The organism is Micromonospora sp. I033 (assembly GCF_053890995.1).
The window spans coordinates 1-17,901 of the sequence record NZ_JBSSLX010000114.1 but is presented as its reverse complement, the minus strand read 5'-3'; the positions used below and the strand labels follow the sequence as shown (position 1 = coordinate 17,901).

15 protein-coding genes and 1 pseudogene are annotated in these 17,901 nt (G+C 72.3%); 13 read left to right on the top strand and 3 right to left on the bottom strand.

Features of this window, described 5'->3' with window-relative positions; translation table 11 throughout:
• Positions 1–141: 141 nt before the first annotated feature.
• Positions 142–1,038, top strand: coding sequence for a hypothetical protein (locus ACW0Q9_RS19075; protein ID WP_456183135.1), 897 nt, complete (start codon positions 142–144; stop codon positions 1,036–1,038).
• Between the two features lie 19 nt (positions 1,039–1,057).
• Here ACW0Q9_RS19075 and ACW0Q9_RS19070 read toward each other — a convergent pair whose 3' ends face one another.
• Complete coding sequence (locus ACW0Q9_RS19070) at positions 1,058–1,957, bottom strand: glutamate cyclase domain-containing protein (RefSeq protein WP_456183133.1); 900 nt, start codon at positions 1,955–1,957, stop codon at positions 1,058–1,060.
• A 246-nt stretch (positions 1,958–2,203) separates the two neighbouring features.
• Here ACW0Q9_RS19070 and ACW0Q9_RS19065 point away from each other — a divergent pair, with 246 nt between their 5' ends.
• Complete coding sequence (locus tag ACW0Q9_RS19065; protein ID WP_456183131.1) at positions 2,204–3,511, top strand: aspartate aminotransferase family protein; 1,308 nt, start codon at positions 2,204–2,206, stop codon at positions 3,509–3,511.
• Entirely contained in the window at positions 3,508–4,998 is a 1,491-nt protein-coding gene (locus tag ACW0Q9_RS19060) for a CoA-acylating methylmalonate-semialdehyde dehydrogenase (RefSeq protein WP_456183129.1), read from the top strand. The genes ACW0Q9_RS19065 and ACW0Q9_RS19060 overlap by 4 nt, the downstream gene beginning before the upstream one ends.
• Here the strand turns inward: ACW0Q9_RS19060 and ACW0Q9_RS19055 are convergent.
• Positions 4,970–6,367: an acyltransferase family protein gene (locus tag ACW0Q9_RS19055; RefSeq protein WP_456183127.1), complete on the bottom strand. Its 1,398-nt coding sequence runs from the start codon at positions 6,365–6,367 to the stop codon at positions 4,970–4,972. The two genes, ACW0Q9_RS19060 and ACW0Q9_RS19055, sit on opposite strands and share 29 nt — an antisense overlap.
• A gap of 208 nt (positions 6,368–6,575) precedes the next feature.
• Here ACW0Q9_RS19055 and ngcE (ACW0Q9_RS19050) point away from each other — a divergent pair, with 208 nt between their 5' ends.
• The 4 genes from ngcE (ACW0Q9_RS19050) (at position 6,576) to ACW0Q9_RS19035 (ending at position 10,585) form a co-directional block, all read left to right on the top strand.
• Positions 6,576–7,994 carry an N-acetylglucosamine/diacetylchitobiose ABC transporter substrate-binding protein gene (gene ngcE / locus ACW0Q9_RS19050; RefSeq protein WP_456183125.1) on the top strand — a complete coding sequence of 473 codons (1,419 nt, stop codon included), beginning with the start codon at positions 6,576–6,578 and terminating at the stop codon, positions 7,992–7,994.
• Between the two features lie 61 nt (positions 7,995–8,055).
• Positions 8,056–8,964 (top strand): carbohydrate ABC transporter permease, encoded by a 909-nt coding sequence (locus ACW0Q9_RS19045; RefSeq protein ID WP_456183123.1) that lies wholly within the window; start codon positions 8,056–8,058, stop codon positions 8,962–8,964.
• A complete protein-coding gene (locus ACW0Q9_RS19040; protein ID WP_456183121.1) occupies positions 8,961–9,866 on the top strand; it encodes a carbohydrate ABC transporter permease in 906 nt (301 codons plus the stop codon). Before ACW0Q9_RS19045 ends, ACW0Q9_RS19040 begins: the two co-directional genes overlap by 4 nt.
• 107 nt (positions 9,867–9,973) lie before the next feature.
• Positions 9,974–10,585, top strand: a complete 612-nt coding sequence (locus tag ACW0Q9_RS19035) for a hypothetical protein (RefSeq protein WP_456183119.1) — start codon at positions 9,974–9,976, stop codon at positions 10,583–10,585.
• Positions 10,586–11,388: 803 nt separating this feature from the next.
• Here ACW0Q9_RS19035 and ACW0Q9_RS19030 read toward each other — a convergent pair.
• Positions 11,389–12,375 carry an N-acetylglucosamine kinase gene (locus tag ACW0Q9_RS19030; RefSeq protein ID WP_456183117.1) on the bottom strand — a complete coding sequence of 329 codons (987 nt, stop codon included), beginning with the start codon at positions 12,373–12,375 and terminating at the stop codon, positions 11,389–11,391.
• A 153-nt stretch (positions 12,376–12,528) separates the two neighbouring features.
• On the opposite strand from ACW0Q9_RS19030, the gene ACW0Q9_RS19025 reads away from it, so the two are divergent.
• From ACW0Q9_RS19025 to ACW0Q9_RS19000, 6 genes and pseudogenes are all read left to right on the top strand, one after another.
• Positions 12,529–13,491, top strand: a complete 963-nt coding sequence (locus ACW0Q9_RS19025; protein WP_456183115.1) for a MurR/RpiR family transcriptional regulator — start codon at positions 12,529–12,531, stop codon at positions 13,489–13,491.
• Positions 13,488–14,237 (top strand): sugar isomerase domain-containing protein, encoded by a 750-nt coding sequence (locus ACW0Q9_RS19020; RefSeq protein WP_456183113.1) that lies wholly within the window; start codon positions 13,488–13,490, stop codon positions 14,235–14,237. The genes ACW0Q9_RS19025 and ACW0Q9_RS19020 overlap by 4 nt, the downstream gene beginning before the upstream one ends.
• A 24-nt stretch (positions 14,238–14,261) precedes the next feature.
• A complete protein-coding gene (gene ngcE, locus ACW0Q9_RS19015; protein WP_456183111.1) occupies positions 14,262–15,674 on the top strand; it encodes an N-acetylglucosamine/diacetylchitobiose ABC transporter substrate-binding protein in 1,413 nt (470 codons plus the stop codon).
• A 22-nt stretch (positions 15,675–15,696) separates the two neighbouring features.
• Positions 15,697–16,638, top strand: coding sequence for a carbohydrate ABC transporter permease (locus tag ACW0Q9_RS19010; RefSeq protein ID WP_456183109.1), 942 nt, complete (start codon positions 15,697–15,699; stop codon positions 16,636–16,638).
• Positions 16,639–16,651: 13 nt separating this feature from the next.
• Positions 16,652–17,599, top strand: coding sequence for a carbohydrate ABC transporter permease (locus ACW0Q9_RS19005; protein WP_456183107.1), 948 nt, complete (start codon positions 16,652–16,654; stop codon positions 17,597–17,599).
• Positions 17,600–17,632: 33 nt separating this feature from the next.
• A pseudogene (locus ACW0Q9_RS19000) lies at positions 17,633–17,901 on the top strand (bifunctional 3'-5' exonuclease/DNA polymerase); the annotation flags it as partial.

The following is a 17,901-nucleotide window of genomic DNA, read 5'->3' as shown; positions in this document are numbered from 1 at the left end:
TCGAGCTGCTGGGAGGCGAAGATGACCGCGCACGGCGAGATCAGCGAGAACGAGTTCTCCGTCCACCCGGCCGACGTGGAGCGGCTGACCCGGGCCTTCCGGCTCTGCGCCGACATCGCCACCTTCCAGGACTGAGGCGTCATGACGTGGAGCGCGGTGCTGCTGGTGACCGCCGTGGTCTGGGCGGTCAGCGTGATCCGCTCGGTCCGGGTGCGCGCCTTCGTCTACAGCCTGCCGCTGCCGATGACCCTCGCCCTGGTCACCACCGGCCACCGGGTGGAGGGGCCGCAGCTGCTCGGGGTGGTCGGCCTCAACCTCTTCTTCGTCACCGTGGCGGTCACCCACCGCCGGCTGCGCTGGCCGATCCTGCTGGCCGACCTGGCCGGCGTCGCGGTCTACGTGGCGCTCAGCGCCGGGGTGCTGGCGGCGCCGGTGCCGTTCGAGGCGGCGCTGGCCGGCACCGTGGCGCTCTGGGCGCTGACCATGCTGCTGCTGCGCCGCCGGGCCGCCGCCGCGCCGCCACCGGAACCGGCCGGCGCCCGGCGGGACGGCCTCGCCGCGCCGGTCAAGCTGGTGGTCATCTTCGTCGGCGCGCTGCTCACCGGGCTGCTCGGCGAGCTGCTGCGCGGCATGGTGGTCACCTTCCCCTACTCCGGGGTGCTGGTCGCCGTCGAGGCCCGCCGCCAGCTCGCCGAGTTCAGCCGGCACTTCGCCCGCAACAGCCTGGCCCTGATCGCCTTCCTGGCCGGTTACCACTACCTCCAGGGCGCCTCCCCGGCGCTCGCCCTGGCCGCCGGCTGGGCCGCCTTCGCGCTGGTCTCCGCCGCCCTGCACCTGCCCCGCCGCCGTCCCGCCCGGCCGGCCGCCGCGCCCGTCGGGCACCCCGCCCCGGGCCGCGCCGAGCCACGCCCTGGTCGACAGCGCACCGAGCCGCGCCCTGGCCCGGAGCGCACCGAGCCGCGTCCCGGGCCGGAGCGCGCCGAGCCGCGTCCCGGCCGCCGGCCGCTGCCCGGCCCCGAGCGCCCCGCCGCCACCTGACCGGGCGGTCCGCCGCGGTTCAGGCCGCGGCCGCCACCAGCTCCGCGATCCGCGCCAGCGGCTCGGCGTACGCGGGCCAGTCCAGGCCGTCCACGCTGGGCGTCGCCCGCCGGCGTACGCCGTCCACGGCGCCGGCCCGCGCCACGATCGCGGTCAGCACCTCGGCGGACCACTCGGGGCGGAGCAGGTCACGCAGGGCGGGCACGTCGGGGCGCAGCACCGCCAGCGCCCCGACGAGCGCGGCGGCGGCCCAGTTGGAGGTGCCGCCGACCAGCAGCGTCTCGCAGCCGACCACGCAGCGGATCCGCTCGCCCCGGTCGACCACCCGCGCCACCAGCTCGGCCGGCAGCAGGCCCATGCCCAGCTCGTTGCCGCCGTCACCGATGCCGATCCGGAAGGCGGGCCCGGCGGTGAAGAGCCGGTCGAGCGGGGCGCTGTGCCCGCCGATGTCCTCGCCGCGCATGTTGCGGGGCCGGCCGTCGCCGCCCGGGCCGACCCGCTCGCAGGCGATCACGTGCGACAGGCGCGCGTACCGGGGCAGCATCGTCGCGGCCCAGTCGTCGTACCCCCGCAGGGGCGCCACGTCGAGCGGGACGCCCGGGGCGCCGGCGGCGATCGCGGCCTCGACCACGGGCGCGCAGGGCGCGTCGGTGACCAGCCGGGCCTGCCCGCCGAGCGCGCGCAGCGCGGCGGCGAGCTGCACGGCGCCGATCGGGCCGTCGGTCTCGGCGGCGGGCGGGTCGGCGCCGGGGATGAAGAATCCGGTGAGCACGGCGGCGTCCGGCGCGGGCGGGCCGGCGAGCGACCGGGCGGCGGTGAGCAGCCCGCCGGCCGTCGGCACGGCGAGCGCCTCGCTGCCCCGGCCCACCTCCCGGGCGGCGACCCGGGCCAGCTCGGCGACGGCTTCCTCGACCCGCATGACGCTCCCCTCCGCCGGCGACGGGCCCAGGGTAGGTGCCGCGGTCCACCCGCTGCGGATCGAGTCGCCGTGCGCCCCGTCGGCCAGGGAAATGATGGGCGCAGGCCGGTTTGCGCTCCGGAAACCGCAGCGCGGTGGTTGACGCGGTGTCAGGTGGGCGGCCCCGCTGCGCTACACAGTGACAGTTGTCCCTGCCTCCCCGTGGTGAGAGCGTGCGGGGACCAACCGCCGCTGAAGGGTGCGCCGATGACCTCCGACGACCTGCTGGCCCGACACCGGGCCGTGCTCCCGTCCTGGATGCCGCTCTACTACGCCGAACCGCTCGAGCTGGTCTCCGGCTCCGGCCGCCGGGTGACCGACGCGGCCGGACGCAGCTACCTGGACTTCTTCGGCGGCGTGCTGACCAACATGGTCGGCTACGACATCCCGGAGATCCGGGAGGCGGTCGAACGGCAACTGCGCACCGGCATCGTGCACAGCTCGACGCTCTACCTGATCCGGCAGCAGGTCGAGCTGGCCGAGAAGATCGCCCGGGTCTCCGGGATCCCCGACGCCCGGGTCTTCTTCACCAACTCCGGCACCGAGGCCAACGAGGCTGCGCTCCTCGTCGCCACCAACTACCGCCGCTCGCACCAGATCCTCGCGGTGCGCAACAGCTACCACGGCCGGTCGTACGCGGCCATGGGCGTCACCGGCAACCGGGGCTGGTCGGCCAGCGCGCTCAACCCGCTCCAGGTGGCCTGGCTGCACTCCGGCGAGCGGCTGCGCGGCCTGCTGGCCCGGCTCGACGAGGGCGACCGGATCGACGCGGCGGTGGAGGACCTGCGGGAGGTGCTCGCCACCCAGACCGCCGGCGACGTGGCCTGCCTGATCGCCGAGCCGATCCAGGGCGTCGGCGGCTTCGTGCACGCACCGGACGGGCTCTTCGCCGCCTGGAAGAAGGTGCTCGACGAGCACGGCATCCTGCTCGTCTCCGACGAGGTGCAGACCGGCTGGGGCCGCACCGGCGAGCACTTCTGGGGTTACCAGGCGCACGGGGTCACCCCGGACCTGCTCACCTTCGCCAAGGGTGTCGGCAACGGCTTCGCCCTGGCCGGCGTGGTCGGCCGGGCCGACGTGCTGGAGTCGGTGCCGGCGATCAGCTTCTCCACCTTCGGCGGCAACCCGGTCTCGACGGCGGCCGGCAACGCCGTCCTCGACTACCTGTTCGACCACGACCTCCAGGCCAACGCGGCGCGGGTCGGCGCGATCCTCGGCGACGGCCTGCGGGCCGCGACCGCCGGTCTCGACTCCGTCGCGGAGGTCCGCGGCAAGGGCCTCATGCTCGGCGTCGAGTTCGTCCGTCCGGGCACCACCGAGCCCGACCCGGCGCTCACCACCCGGGTGTTCGAGGCCTGCCGGGAGGGCGGCCTGCTGGTCGGCAAGGGCGGCCTGCACGGCAACGTGGTGCGGATGGGCCCACCGTTGACCCTGACCGAGGACGAGGCCCGCGAGGGCCTGGCCATCCTGGTCGAGGCGATCCACTCCTCGGTGGCGGCGGAGGTGGCGGCATGAACCAGATCGGGCACTTCGTCGACGGAAAGCGGGTCACCGGGGACTCCGAGCGGCGCGGGGACGTCTTCGACCCGGCCACCGGGCGGCGTACCGGGCAGGTGGCGCTGGCCTCCGCCGCCGACGTGGCGGGCGCGGTCGAGGCGGCCGAGCGGGCCGCCCGCGCCTGGCGGGACGCCTCGCTGGCCAAGCGGACCGCAGTCATGTTCGCCTTCCGCGAGCTGGTCAACGCCCGGCGCGACCGGCTCGCCGAGGTGATCACCGCCGAGCACGGCAAGGTCCTCGCGGACGCCGCCGGCGAGGTGCAGCGCGGCCTGGAGGTGATCGAGTACGCCTGCGGCATCCCCTCGGCGCTGCGCGGCGGTTTCAGCGAGAACGTCTCCACCGAGGTCGACTCGTACAGCCTGCGGCAGCCGCTGGGCGTGGTGGCGGTGATCTCCCCGTTCAACTTCCCGGTGATGGTGCCGCTCTGGTTCGTCCCGGTCGCCGTCGCCTGCGGCAACGCCGTGGTGCTCAAGCCCAGCGAGAAGGACCCGAGCGCGGCCCTGCTGCTGGCCGAGTGGTTCACCGAGGCCGGGCTGCCGGACGGCGTGCTGAACGTGGTCAACGGCGACAAGGAGGCGGTCGACGCGCTGCTCGACCACCCCGGCGTGAAGGCGGTGTCGTTCGTCGGCTCCACCCCGGTGGCCCGGTACGTGCACCAGCGCGGCTCGCTGGCCGGCAAGCGGGTGCAGGCGCTGGGCGGGGCGAAGAACCACATGGTGGTGCTCCCCGACGCCGATCTGGACCTGGCCGCCGACGCGGCGGTCAACGCCGGCTTCGGCTCGGCCGGGGAGCGGTGCATGGCGATCTCCGCGCTGGTCGCCGTGGAGCCGGTGGCCGACGCCCTGGTCGCCCGGATCGCCGAGCGGATGGGCCGGCTGCGCACCGGGGACGGCCGGCGGGGCTGCGACATGGGCCCGCTGGTCACCGCCGCGCACGCCGAGCGGGTCCGCTCCTACGTGGAGTCCGGCGTCGCGGCCGGCGCGGTGCCGGTGGTGGACGGGCGCGAGGTGACCCCGGACGGGGACGCCGACGGGTTCTGGCTCGGCCCGACCCTCTTCGACCACGTCACCCCGGAGATGTCGATCTACACCGACGAGATCTTCGGCCCGGTGCTCAGCGTGGTCCGGGTCGGCTCGTACGACGAGGCGGTCGAGCTGGTCAACGCCAACCCGTACGGCAACGGCACGGCGATCTTCACCAACGACGGCGGGGCCGCCCGGCGCTACCAGCACGAGGTGGAGGTCGGCATGGTCGGCGTCAACGTGCCGATCCCCGTGCCGATGGCCTACTACTCGTTCGGCGGCTGGAAGGCTTCCCTCTTCGGCGACCTGCACGCGCACGGCGCCGACGGGGTCGCGTTCTTCACCCGGGGCAAGGTGGTCACCAGCCGCTGGCTCGACCCGCGCCACGGCGGGGTCAACCTCGGTTTCCCCACCCAGACCTGAGCAGCCGCAGCACCCCCGCCCCGGCCAGGTACGACACCAGCGCCGGGGCGGGCAGCCCCAGCGGCTCGGGCGCGGCCTTGGGGGTGAGGCTGTTCAGCAGCAGCCCGGCGACGAGCCCGGCGTACCCGAGGGCGGCCAGCGCGGTGCGGAGCCGGCGGGCGCCCTCGCCGGCCGGACCGGTCGCGGGCGGGCGGCGGGTGCGGGCCTCGATCGGGCCGAAGACGGCGACCAGCGCGGCCAGCACCACGGCGAGGGCGAGCAGCCAGGGGATCCGCCAGCCCCACCAGGCCGCCGAGCCGACCGGGGGAGTGGGCAGCACTCCGAGCGCGTCCAGCAGCCCGACCAGCAGCACCGCCGCGGTCAGGTGCCAGAGGAAGACGGTGAGCACCACGGCGTTCACCGCGATCACCGCCTGCCAGGGGCCGGACCGGCGCAGCCAGCGCCCCGCCGGCTCCCGCAGCAGCACGATCAGGCCGAGCTGGGCGCTCGCCACGGCGAGCAGCGCCAGGCTCGGCGGGGCCGTGTTGTCCAGCCGCTCGCCGGGCACGTTGAGCATCGACACCGGGTACGGCCCGACCACCGTCAGGAGCACCAGCGCGACCAGCCCACCCGCGAGCAGGGCCCACCCCGCCCGGCGGGACAGCGGCAGCCGGCGCCGGCGCGGGCCGCGCGGCTCCGCGTCGACCGGCGCCGGGCCCCCGGGGCTCCCGGCCGGGGCGCGGGTGTCGTACCAGGCGAAGCCGAGCTGGTGCACGGCCAGCCAGCCGAACAGGTAGTTGCCGGTGGCCCGGCCCTCGGGGCCGAGGATCCGCGCCAGGTCGCCGAGCGCGACCAGGGCGACCAGCACCAGCGGCACGGCGAGCCCGAAGCGGCGGTGCAGGGCGTACATCGGCGGGGTCAGTGGCACCACCACCAGGTAGGCGACCAGGAACCAGAGCGGGATGGTGGCGAACCAGACCACCGTGCGGACCTGGTCGGGGTCGGCGCCGCGCAGCGTGGCCAGCCCGGCACCGGCCGCCAGGACCACCAGCAGCGCGGTGGTCGGCCGGGCCAGCCGGGCGCTGCGGTCGACCAGCCAGCCGGTGGCGGTACCTCCCCGGCTCCGGCGGGCGGCCAGCGAGGCGGCGTTGGCGTAGCCGCCGACCAGGAAGAACACCGGCATCACCTGGGCCACCCAGGTCAGCGGCCAGGCCCAGGGCAGGTCGCCGAGGGCGGAATGGCCGGTGGGGCGGCCGGCCCGGTCGTACCCGATGACGGTCACGCCCCAGTGGCCGAGCACGACCATGGTGATGGCGAGCGCCCGGAGCAGGTCGACATAGCGCTCCCGGCCGGCCGGCGTGCGCTCGGCGAGCTGCCGGAGGCGGCGCATGGCCCCAGGCTATGCCAGCCGCCGCCGGCCGGTGCGGATAACGGTTCGGTCCTGAGGTCTTGTGGTCCGGGCCGCGCTGCCGTAGAAATTCTTCAGCAACATCACATTAAGTGAAGACAAGCGACAGCTGACACCCAGAGCCTCGACGTCGCGGCCGCCGTTCCCCCAGACTCAGGCGGGCCGCGCGCACCCGAACCGAGGAGATGCGATGAACAGGCGTGAGATCCTCCGGCGCAGCGCCGCCGCCGGACTGCTGGCCACCCCCGCCGCCGGCCTGCTCGCCGGCTGCGCCACCTCCGGTGGCGACGACGACAAGGGCGACTCCGGCGCCTACAAGGGCACCAAGAGCGAGCAGAACCCGCTCGGTGTCAAGGAGGACGCCCCGCTCGAGGTGGTGATCTTCAACGGCGGCTTCGGCGAGGAGTACGCCAAGTCCCACGAGGCCATGTACAAGGAGAAGTACCCGAAGGCGGAGATCGAGCACTCGGCCACCCAGGAGATCAACAAGACGCTCCAGCCGCGCTTCGTCGACGGCACCCCGCCGGACGTGGTGAACAACTCCGGCGCCGGCCAGATCGACCCCAACGGCCTGGTCTCGCAGAACGCCCTGGCCGACCTCGGCGACCTGCTCGCCGCGCCCAGCCTCGACATCCCCGGCAAGACGGTCAAGGACACCCTGCTCCCGGGCGCCGTCGAGGTCGGCTCGTACGACGGCAAGTTCCTGGTGATGAACTACACCTACACGGTGTACGGCATCTGGCACTCCACCAAGCTCTTCGCCGACCGCGGCTGGCAGTACGCCAAGACCTGGGACGAGCACATCGCGCTCTGCAAGCAGATCAAGGCCGCCGGCATCGCCCCCTGGACGTACGCCGGCGTGCACCCCCGCTACATGAGCTGGCCGCTGATCTCCACGGCGATCAAGTTCGGCGGGCCCTCGGTGGCGCTGGCCATCGACAACCTGGAGCCCAACGCCTGGAAGTCCGACGCCATGAAGGCCGCCGCGGACGCCTGGCACCAGATCGTCAAGGACAAGTACATCCTGGAGGGCTCGCCCGGCCTGGACCACAAGCAGTCGCAGACCGCCTGGTGCCAGGGCAAGGCCGCCTTCATCTCCTGCGGCTCCTGGCTGGAGAGCGAGCAGAAGGACGTCACCCCGGCCGGCTTCAACATGACCGTGGCGCCGACCCCGAGCCTGGGCAGCGGCGACAAGCTGCCGTTCGAGGCGATCCGGGGCACCGCGGGCGAGCCGTTCATCGTTCCGGCCAAGGCCAAGAACGTGGCCGGCGGGCTGGAGTACTTCCGGACCATGCTGTCCAAGAAGGGCGCCCAGGACTTCACCAAGAAGGTCGCCAGCCTCACCGTGGTGGCCGGCACGACCGAGGGCGTCGAGCTGCCGTTCGGCCTGAGCACCGTGGTCAAGGCGCTGGAGGCGTCCGGGTCCAACGGGTTCAACTGGGTCTACAACAACTACTACCGCAAGCTCGAGCGCAACCTGGTCGACGCCGCCTGCGGCGAGTTCTTCAGCGGCCGGATCGGGCCCGCCGAGTTCCTCGACCAGTGCCAGAAGGGCGCCGACTCGATCGCCCAGGACAGCTCGATCAAGAAGTACAAGCGGGCCGCGTGACGTGCCCCGGTGGGGGTGGGTCCGCCCACCCCCACCGGTCGAACCAGGGAGGGGTCGCCAGGTGCGACATGGCAGATACCCGCTGATCGTCAGCTTTCTGCTGCCGCCGCTCGTGCTGTACGGCGTCTTCGTGCTCTCGCCGTACCTCCAGGCCTTTCAGATCTCGACCACCGACTGGCTGGGCTACTCGGCGCAGGCCGACCCGGTGGGCCTGGCGAACTTCCGCACCCTGCTGCACGACGGTTACGTCTGGAACGCGTTGACGAACAACGCGGTCCTGCTCCTCGTGGTGCCGGTGCTGACCATCGCGCTCGGCCTGTTCTTCGCCACCATGCTCACCATGGGCGGCCGCAAGGGCCGGGCCGGCGTGACCGGCGTCCGGGGCACCGCGCTCTACCAGCTCGTCTACTTCTTCCCGCAGGTGCTCTCGGTGGTGATCATCGCGCTGCTGTGGAAGGAGATCTACAACCCGCGCAGCGGCCTGCTCAACGGCGCGCTGCACGCGCTCGGCCTGCCCACGCCGGCGTGGCTGGGCGACCCGCGGTTCGCCTTCTGGTGCGTACTGGCCGTGATGGTGTGGAGCAACGTGGGTTTCTACGTGGTCCTCTTCGGCGCGGCCATGCAGGCCATCCCGCGCGACATCTACGAGGCCGTGATGCTCGACGGGGCGTCCCGGGCGGTGATGCTGCGGAAGATCACCATCCCGCTGCTCTGGGACACCGTCCAGGTGGCCTGGATCTATCTCGCCATCGCCGCGCTGGACGGGTTCATCCTGGTCCAGCTCATGACCAACGGCGGCCCGAACTTCTCCTCCGACGTGATCGGCAACCGGATGTACGACACCGCGTTCGGCAGCGAGACCAAGTTCGGCTACGCCTCGGCGATCGGCGTGGTGATGTTCTTCCTGACCCTGTCGGTGGCGGTGCTGGCGCTGCGGGCCGCTCGGCGCGATCGGATCGAGTACTCATGAGCAGTGTGGACACCGGCACCCGGCCGGCGCCGGTCACCGCCACGGCACGGACGGCCGACCGGCCGCCGCGGCGCGAGCTGGGTGTGGCCAACGTCTTCTCGCACAGCTTCCTGATGCTCTGGGCGGCCATGACCGTGCTGCCGCTGGCCTGGATGGTGCTCAGCTCGCTGAAGAGCAACGGCGAGATCCTCGCCGACCCGTGGGGGCTGCCGGAGGCGCTGCACCTGGACAACTGGGCCCGGGCCTGGACCAAGGCCCACATCGGTCGCTACTTCGTCAACAGCGGCGTGGTGGTGGCCGGCTCGCTGAGCCTGACCATGCTGCTCGGCGCGACCGCCGCGTACGTCTTCGCGCGCTACGAGTTCCGCGGCCGGCAGGTGGTCTACTACCTGTTCGTGGGCGGGATGATGTTCCCGGTCTTCCTCGCCCTGGTGCCGCTCTTCTTCGTGGTCCGCAACGCCGGTCTCTTCGGCACCTGGACCGGCCTGATCCTGGTCTACACCGCCTACTCGCTGCCGTTCACGGTGTTCTTCCTGACCGCGTTCTTCCGCACCCTGCCGACCACGGTCGCCGAGGCGGCGCTGATCGACGGCTGCGGCCACTTCCGGCTCTTCTTCCGGGTGATGCTGCCGATGGCCCGTCCGGGACTGATCAGCGTGGGCATCTTCAACTTCCTCAGCCACTGGAACCAGTTCCTGCTCCCGCAGGTGCTCATGCAGGGCGACGAGTCGAAGTGGATGCTCGCCCAGGGGCTCAACGCGCTCGCCGTCAACCAGGGGTACGCCGGCGACTACGCCCAGCTCTTCGCCGGCCTGACCATCGCGGTACTGCCGGTGCTGGTGGTCTACGTGGCCTTCCAGCGGCAGATCCAGGCGGGCCTCACCGCCGGGCAGCTCAAGTGAGGTGCCGGCGGCCGGTGAGGTGTTGGTTGCCACAGGCAACGGGGCAGCGCGACCGCTGAGGGCTCCCTTATCGTGGGCCGGCACCTTCACCGATTGACAGGGATCTCATGTTCTTCCTCATCTACGACCTGCTGCTGCTGCTCGGCGGCATCGCGATGGTCGCCGTCGGCATCGCCATCAAGGAGCAGGGCACCGGTGCCCGGATCCTCAACGTGGTCATCGGCCTGGCCTTCTTCGCCTACGGCTTCTACCTGATGTTCCTCTTCGAGGGCGGTTCCTACCGGATCTTCTTCTACGTCTTCATCCTGCCGATCCTGCTGATCGTGCGCGCCGTGAAGGCCCGCAAGGAGGCCCGCGAGCAGGCGGCGGCGCACCAGTTCGCCGGTGCGTCCCAGCCCGGCCAGTTCGCCCCGACCGCCCCGGGCCAGCCGGCTCAGGGTTGGCCGGCGCCGCAGGGCCAGCCCGCCCCGTACGGGCAGGCGCCGCAGGGCCACTACGGCCAGGCCCCGCAGCAGCCGGCCCCGCAGGACCAGTACGGCCAGCCGGCTCCCCAGGGCCAGTACGGCCAGCCGCAGGGGCAGTACGGCCAGCCGGGGCCGCAGGGCCAGTACGGCCAGCCGCAGGGGCAGTACGGCCAGCCGGGGCCGCAGGGCCAGTACGGTCAGCCCCAGGGCCAGTACGGCCAGCCGCAGGCGCACCCGGGCTACCCGAACGCCTGAACCCCGCACCGCGAAGCGGGCCGGTCGACGCCTCGTCGACCGGCCCGCTTCTTGGTGTCGCAGTGTGGCCCGGCGTGCCGCTTGGGGGTGGGGTGATGGGATGCCGCATGCCTGAAGGGTCGGTCACCACTTCGTCGAGGTGGCGGGGTAAGAATGCCCGGGATACACCCAGTTCGGCGATCAGGCGGGCTGCGGCCATCCGGCCGCCGAGCCGCTCGTCGGCCACCACGACCGATTCTGATCACCCGTCGAACGTGCGGGCCGAGCCCGCCCGTTCCGCCGACCGGGCTTGCGCCGGGCCCTCTCCGCCGGCCGGTGGTCCCTGCTCAACGCGCTGTCGAGCTGAGTCGTTGGTGACGTCAGCTCGATAGCGGCGCCCAGCACCGAGCCCGACTCGCCAAGCCGGCACCACACGCCCGCCTCGGCACCCGGGATCCGGCCGGCTGCGGGTGAACTCCGCAGATCTTGGCGACTTGCCGTCCGCTACGAACGATAACTCGCCAAGATCCGACGAGCGCCGGACCGCACGCGCCTGACCGCGGAGATCTTGGCGTCCTGAGGCCTGCCACGAACAACAACGGAGGGCCCGGGCGGGCACCGACGCAGGTGCCACGCCGAGCTGGCTGTCGCGCCCGGAAAGTGGCCTGCGGTGCCAGGCCAGCGGAAGCGGCCCGTGCGGCGTCGCACCGGTGGGTGCGGCAGGGTGCGGCGTCGGACCGGCAGGAGCTGCGGGCGTGATCGGCGTCGGACTGGTGGATGCGGCCGAGGGCGGCGTCGGACCGGCGGGAGCGGCGGTGCGGTGGTCAGGCCGGCGGGACCAGCAGGGCGTGCAGCGCCGCTGGATCGGCCACCTCGGGCAGGGCGCGGGCGGCCAGCCAGGCGGCCGCGGCGGCTCCGTCTCCGGCGCTGTACGGCGGGGCGTCCGGCCATCGGCGGGCCAGCTCGTCGCGGACCGCGGCGGCCAGCGGGGTGTCCCCGGTGAGCAGGCCGCCGCCGAGCACCACCGGGTCGGTCGCGCCGGGCGGCCGGATCCGGGAGGCGCTCTCGGCCAGCAGCGCGGCCGCCTCGGCGACCAGGGCCACGCCGGTCGGCTCGCCGTCGCGGGCCGCCGCGACGACCAGCGGGGCGAGCCGGGCCAGCTCGACCGGCGGTCGCCGGGTCACCGCCTGCACCACCGCCTCGGCGGTCGCCCGGGGGCGGGCGGCCACCTCGGTGGTCCCGGTCAGTTCGGCGAGCACGCGGCGGGCCAGGTCGCCCGGCGGGTCGGCTCGGTCGAGGTCGGTGAGCAGCCGGCGGACGGCCTCCCGGCCCAGCCAGAACCCGGAGCCGGCGTCGCCGAGCAGCCAGCCGTGCCCGTCGGCGGTGCGGTCGAGGCGGAAGTCGCGTACCTGGGCGGCGATCGCGCCGGTGCCGGCGATGAGCACAGTGCCGTGCGGGGCCGCCGTGCCGGAGGCGTAGGCGACCAGGGCGTCGCCGTGCACCGTGTAGGGGCAGCGCAGGCCGGCGTCGGCCCAGGCCTGGTCGAAGGCGGCCCGGCCCTGCGGGTCGGCGAGGAGGCGGCCGGCCCCGGCCAGCCCGATGACGCCGGCGCGGACCCGGGTCGGGTCGAAGTCGGCGAGGGCGGCGCGCAGCGCGGCGAGGAGTTCGGCGGCGGCCCGCTCGGCGCCGTGGCTGGTCGGATTGCCCCCGCCGGCGCGGCCGGCGCCGAGGCGTGTCCCGTCGAGGCTGAGGGCGGTGGCGCGGGTGGACGTACCCCCGACGTCGAGGCCGACCACGACGGTGTCCGACATCCCTTCATGCTGGTCGGCCGCGCTTCCGGGCGCAAGATCCGGGCTGTGCGCCAGGTAACAGTTTGAAAACTTCGCCCACGGCCTTGACACGGAGGGGCTGTCAGTAAGAACTTTTACCACTAACAGTTAACACTCTTTTCGGAAAGGCGTCCCATGGTTGATCACGAGGTGGACACCCCCGCGGGGACCGCGGTGGTCGACGCCGACGCGGTCGACCGGCGGGGTGCGGTGATCGTCTCCTCCGACGGCGTGCTGGCCAGGGTCCGGGCCGGGGCGGGGGAGCTGACGGGGGCGTTGCGCCGGGTCGCCGAGCACGTGCTCAGCGATCCGGAGGCGGCGGCCCGGGCCACCATCGTCGAGTTGGCCGAGCGTAGCGGCACCTCACCGGCGACCATCACCCGGTTCTGCCGGGCCATGGGCTTCGAGGGCTACGCCGACCTGCGGCTCGGCATCGCCGCCGAGACCGGCCGGGCCCGCTCGGCGGGCTGGACGGTCGACATCGGCCGGGAGATCCAGCCGAGCGACCCGCTGTCCCGGGTGCTCGACCAGATCATGGCCGCCGACACCCGGGCCATGCACGACACGGCCGCGCTGCTCGACCTCGGCGAGGTGGAGCGGGCGGCGGTGGCCATCGCCGGGGCCAGCCGGGTGAACATCTTCGGCGCCAGCGGCAGCGCCCTGGTCGGCGAGGAGATGCAGTTCAGCCTGCACCGCATCGGGGTGGCCGCCTGGGCCTGGAGCGACGTGCACGAGGGGCTGGCCAGCGCCGCGCTGCTCGGCGTCGGCGACGTCGCGCTCGGCATCTCGCACACCGGGCAGACCCGGGAGACCATCGAGATGCTCGCCGAGGCGGGCAGCCGGGGAGCCACCACGATCGCGCTGACCGGCTTCCCCCGCTCGCCGTTGGCCGAGCTGGCCGACATCGTGCTGGTCACGGCCAGCCAGGCCACCACCTTCCGGCCCGACGCGCTCTCGGCGCGGCACCCCCAGCTCGTCGTGCTCGACCTGCTCTACATCGCGGTGGCGCAGCGCACCCACGACCGCGCCCACGCGGCCTTCCGGCGTACCGCCCAGGCCGTCGACGGGCACAAGGCCGAGAAGGGGGCCACCTCATGATCAGTGCCCAGCGGTACGCGGACGCCGTCCGCCCGGTGCTCGACCGGCTGGTCGACACCCAGGCGGAGGCGGTCGACCGGGCGGCCGACGTGATCGCCGGCGGGCTGCGTGCCGGCGGGGTGCTCCAGGCGTTCGGCGCCGGCCACTCCGAGGCGTTCGCCGCCGAGCTGGTGGCCCGGGCCGGCGGCCTGGTCCCCACCAACCGACTCTCCCTGCACGACCTCGTGCTGCACGGCGACGCGCCCCGCGACGTGCTCGCCGACCCCAAGCTGGAACGCGACCCGGCCGTGGCGCACCAGCTCTACGCCCTGGCGGCGCCGCAGCCGGAGGACGTGTTCGTGGTCGCCTCCCAGTCCGGCATCAACGGCTCGGTGGTCGAGCTGGCGGCGCTGGTCCGGGAGCACGGCCACCCGTTGATCGCGGTCACCTCGGTCGAGCACACCGCACGGGTCGCCCCGCGGCACCCGTCCGGCCGGCGGCTCGCCGACCTCGCCGACGTCGTGCTGGACAACGGCGCGCCGTACGGCGACGCACTGCTGCCGCTCGAGGGCGGCGGCGCGGTCTGTGCGGTCTCGTCGGTCACCGCGGCGCTGCTGGCGCAGCTGCTGACCGCCGAGGTCGTACGACGGTTCCACCAGGCCGGGGAGGTACCCCCTATCTACCTCTCCGCCAACGTCCCCGGTGGGGACGAGCACAACCTCGCCCTCGAGTCGCGGTACGCCGGGCGCCTCCGGCGAACCGCCTGACCCGTCACACAAGGAGAGACAGAGATGTCGGTTACCCCCGAGAACCTCGGCGACCTCAGCCGCCGGACCCTGCTCCAGCGGGCCGCCGCGGCCGGCCTCCTCGCCGCACCGGCGATGGGCCTGCTCAGCGCCTGCGCCGGCAGCGAGCCGGAGAAGTCGGACAACGGCGGCGCGGCCAAGAGCAAGGACAACCCGTTCGGTGTGAAGGACGGCAGCGCCGTCAAGGTGGTGGTCTTCAACGGCGGCCTGGGCGACCAGTGGGCCAAGGAAGACAAGGTCATCTTCAACGCCAAGCACCCGAACGTCACGGTCAACATGTCTTCGACGCAGAAGATCAAGACCGAAGAGCAGCCGAAGATGGCGACGCAGCCGAGTGACCTGGTCATGAACTCGGGCGCCGACATGATGGACCGCAGCACGCTGATCAACGAGGGCGCCATCGAGCCGCTCGACGACCTGCTCACCGCGCCCGCCTGGGACAGCGAGGGCACCGTCGCGGACTCGCTGCTGCCGGGCACGGTCGGCGACGGCACCCAGAACGGCAAGTTCTACGTCGTGAACGTGGCGTACACGGTGTGGGGCAACTGGTACAACGCGGCGCTGTTCAAGAAGGAGGGCTGGCAGGCGCCGGCCACCTGGGACGAGTTCTTCGCCCTGGCCCCGAAGATCAAGGCCAAGGGCATGGCGCCGTACGTGCACGACGCCGTGCACGGCTACTACCCGCGCTGGGCGCTCATGGCGAGCATCTGGAAGACCTGCGGCAAGCAGGTCGTCGTCGACATCGACAACCTGAAGGAGAACGCCTGGAAGGCCGACGGCGTCGTCAAGGCGCTGGAGCCGTGGGAGAAGCTGGTCAAGGACCGGCTGCTGCTGCCGGGCAAGCTGGACCACACCCAGTCGCAGCAGGCCTGGCTCGACGGCAAGGCGGCGTTCATCCAGGTCGGCACCTGGCTGAAGAACGAGATGTCCGCGACCATCCCGCCGGGCTTCGAGCTGACGCTGTCCGACTACTGGCACAACGCGGACGACAAGGCGCCGAAGGACGTGTTCGCCGCGTCCGGTGAGGGCTTCGTCGTGCCGAGCAAGGCCCCCAACAAGGAGGCCGCGAAGGAGTTCCTGCGGGCGATGCTGTCGAAGGCCGGCTCGGCCAAGTTCGCCGAGCTGACCAAGTCGCTGGCCTCCACCAAGGGCTCCGGCGACAACGTGCAGGACACCGCGCTCGCCAGCGCCAACACCCTGATGAAGAACGGCGGCACCGAGCTGATCTCGGTCAAGTTCCAGGACTTCTACGCCGACCTGGACAAGGAGAGCCAGAACCTCTCCGAGGAGCTGATGGCCGGCCGGCTCACCGCGCAGCAGTTCGTCGACAAGATGCAGGCGGCCGCCGACAAGGTCGCCAAGGACTCGTCGATCAAGAAGCAGACCCGCACCGCCTGATCCGACGGAGAGAGTGAGTCCAATGCGGCACGGAGTCGCGCGTTTCGTCACGGGCTTCCTGGCCCTGCCCGTCGCGCTGTACCTGTTCTACGTGGTGTGGCCGTTCGCGCAGGCGGCGGGATATTCGCTGACCGACTGGGGTGGCTACTCGAACTCCCAGCGCTTCGTCGGGCTGGACAACTACGTCCGGCTGCTCTCCGACGAGCTGATCCGGAAGGCGTTCTGGCACAACGTTTTCTTCCTGGTCACCGTGCCGCTGTTCACCATCGCGCTGGCCCTGTTCCTCGCGTTCCTGCTCAACGTGGGCGGACGCGAGGACAGGGCCGGCATCCGCGGGGTGTTCGGCTCCGCCCTCTACAAGGTCATCTTCTTCTTCCCGCAGGTGCTGTCGCTGGTCGTCATCGCCGTCATGTGGCAGCAGATCTACCGGACCGACGGCCAGGGCCTGATCAACGGCCTGCTCATCAAGATCGGGATCGTCGACGCGGAGAACCCGATCGCGTTCACCGCCGACCCGGAGCCGTTCCTCGGCATCCCGGCGGTGCTCTGGTGGCTGCTGCTGATCGCGGTGTGGAGCGGCGCCGGTTTCTACATGGTGCTGTTCTCCGCGGCCATGCAGTCGATCCCGAAGGACATCTACGAGGCGGCGATCCTGGACGGGGCGGGCCGGTTCCACACGTTCTTCCGGGTCACCCTTCCGCTGCTCCGGGACACCATCTCGGTCGCCTGGGTCTACCTGGGCTTCATCGCCCTGGACATGTACGCCCTGGTGTTCGTCATGACGCCGAGCCAGGGCGGCCCGAACCACGCCAGTGAGATCTTCGCGTCGGTGATCCAGTTCAACGCGTTCCAGAAGGGCCAGTTCGGCTACGCCTGTGCGATCGCCGTGGCGCTGGCCATCTTCACCATCCTGCTGGCCGCCCTCCAGCTGAGGATCACCCGTCGTGACCGTATCGAGTTCTGAAGGAGGCGCGACGATGAGCACGGCGACGCACGATCTCGACCGGGCCGGCCAGGCCACCCCGCCCCGCACCGCGCCCGCGGGCCGGAACGCGCACCGGCCCGGATGGGGTTCCCGGATCTTCAACGGCTTCTCCCACCTGTTCCTGGTGGTGTGGGCCCTGATGGTGATCTACCCACTGCTGTGGGTGGTGATGTCCGCACTCAAGACCGACTCGGAAGTGATCCGCGAGCCGCTGTCGCTGTTCCCGAAGTCGCTGCAGTGGGACAACTTCGCCCGGGCCTGGACGGCCGGCATCGACAGTTTCTTCCTGAACACGCTGCTCGTGCTCATCTTCAGCGTGACCCTGACGATGCTGCTGGGCTCGATGGCGGCGTACGCGCTGGCCCGCTACGAGTTCCGGGGCAACCGGCTGATCTACTGGATGTTCCTGTCGGGGCTGACCCTGCCGATCTACCTCGCCGCGGTGCCGCTGTTCAAGGGCGTCTACAACATGAACGTGGTGTTCCCGCTGCTCGGCCCGAACAAGCACCTCACGCTGATCCTGGTCTACGTGGCCTGGTCGCTGTCGTTCACCGTCTTCTTCATGCACTCGTTCTTCCGGACGCTGCCCGACTCGATCGCCGAGGCGGCCCAGGTCGACGGCGCCTCGCACACCCGCACCTTCTTCAGCGTCATGCTGCCGATGGCCAAGCCGGGCCTGATCAGCATCGGCATCTTCAACGTGCTCGGTCAGTGGAACCAGTGGTACCTGCCGACCCTGCTCATGCAGTCGGTGTCGGGTGAGCCGAAGCACCAGGTGATCGCCCAGGGGCTGATCGAGCTGTCGGTCAACCAGGGCTACAAGTCCGACTGGTCCGGCCTCTTCGCCGGGGTCACCATGGCGATGCTGCCGGTGCTGATCGTGTACATCGTGTTCCAGCGCCAGGTGCAGTCCGGCCTCACGGCCGGCGTCGGGAAGTAACCCGCGCGACCCGCTGCCCGGCCCCTCCGGCATCTGTCGGAGGGGCCGGGCAGAATCGCGTCCGTGCTGGTGGCGGTGGAGTCGGACGAGCGGGGCGGGGGAGTCCTGCAACCGCTCGACGCGGCCGGCCGGCCCACCGGCCCGGCCGAGCCGGTGGCCGACCTGGCCGCCGCGGTGGCCGCCCGGGAGGCCGCCGACCGGCCCCGCTGGGTGTGGGCCACCGGCGCCGCCGTCTACCCGGCGCTGCTGCGCGCCGGCGTCCGGCTCGACCGGTGCCACGACGTCGAGCTGACCGAGGCGCT

Coding starts and splice junctions, on each gene's coding strand:
- ACW0Q9_RS19040 (WP_456183121.1), top strand. CDS start 8,961: ATGAGCAGTGTGGACACCGGCACCCGGCCGGCGCCGGTCACCGCCACG.
- ACW0Q9_RS19025 (WP_456183115.1), top strand. CDS start 12,529: ATGGTTGATCACGAGGTGGACACCCCCGCGGGGACCGCGGTGGTCGAC.
- ACW0Q9_RS19070 (WP_456183133.1), bottom strand. CDS start 1,957: ATGCGGGTCGAGGAAGCCGTCGCCGAGCTGGCCCGGGTCGCCGCCCGG.
- ACW0Q9_RS19035 (WP_456183119.1), top strand. CDS start 9,974: ATGTTCTTCCTCATCTACGACCTGCTGCTGCTGCTCGGCGGCATCGCG.
- ACW0Q9_RS19005 (WP_456183107.1), top strand. CDS start 16,652: ATGAGCACGGCGACGCACGATCTCGACCGGGCCGGCCAGGCCACCCCG.
- ngcE (WP_456183111.1), top strand. CDS start 14,262: ATGTCGGTTACCCCCGAGAACCTCGGCGACCTCAGCCGCCGGACCCTG.
- ACW0Q9_RS19030 (WP_456183117.1), bottom strand. CDS start 12,375: ATGTCGGACACCGTCGTGGTCGGCCTCGACGTCGGGGGTACGTCCACC.
- ngcE (WP_456183125.1), top strand. CDS start 6,576: ATGAACAGGCGTGAGATCCTCCGGCGCAGCGCCGCCGCCGGACTGCTG.
- ACW0Q9_RS19010 (WP_456183109.1), top strand. CDS start 15,697: ATGCGGCACGGAGTCGCGCGTTTCGTCACGGGCTTCCTGGCCCTGCCC.
- ACW0Q9_RS19075 (WP_456183135.1), top strand. CDS start 142: ATGACGTGGAGCGCGGTGCTGCTGGTGACCGCCGTGGTCTGGGCGGTC.
- ACW0Q9_RS19065 (WP_456183131.1), top strand. CDS start 2,204: ATGACCTCCGACGACCTGCTGGCCCGACACCGGGCCGTGCTCCCGTCC.
- ACW0Q9_RS19055 (WP_456183127.1), bottom strand. CDS start 6,367: ATGCGCCGCCTCCGGCAGCTCGCCGAGCGCACGCCGGCCGGCCGGGAG.
- ACW0Q9_RS19020 (WP_456183113.1), top strand. CDS start 13,488: ATGATCAGTGCCCAGCGGTACGCGGACGCCGTCCGCCCGGTGCTCGAC.
- ACW0Q9_RS19060 (WP_456183129.1), top strand. CDS start 3,508: ATGAACCAGATCGGGCACTTCGTCGACGGAAAGCGGGTCACCGGGGAC.